At 44.2% G+C, this 319-nt stretch carries 2 tRNA genes; both read left to right on the plus strand.

The annotated features are described in order from the left end of the window. The first annotated feature begins 62 nt into the window (after positions 1 to 62). Positions 63 to 133: transfer RNA gene (locus RU96_RS12665), tRNA-Cys, on the plus strand. Positions 134 to 154: 21 nt separating this feature from the next. Continuing rightward, a tRNA-Leu gene (locus tag RU96_RS12670) sits at positions 155 to 239 on the plus strand. Positions 240 to 319: the final 80 nt, after the last annotated feature.

Below are 319 nucleotides of genomic sequence, written 5' to 3' on the forward strand. Positions count from 1 at the left end.
GTTCGAATCCAGCTACCCCAGTTGATTTCTTGTTGAAATCATATTTGTTTTAATAGTATAATGGCGCTATAGCCAAGTGGTAAGGCAGAGGTCTGCAAAACCTTCATCACCGGTTCAAATCCGGTTAGCGCCTTAGTACTACTATTTTAATTATGCCGGCGTGGCGGAATTGGCAGACGCGCTGGACTCAAAATCCAGTGCCCGTTGAGGGCGTGCCGGTTCGACCCCGGCCGCCGGTATAAAAAACTAAGATGATATTTCATCTTAGTTTTTTATTTGAAATTAAATAGGATTTTGGCGATCGTGGCGAAGTGGTTAA

The organism is Enterococcus canintestini, from assembly GCF_001885735.1.
GTDB classification, from domain to species: Bacteria; Bacillota; Bacilli; order Lactobacillales; family Enterococcaceae; genus Enterococcus_C; species Enterococcus_C canintestini.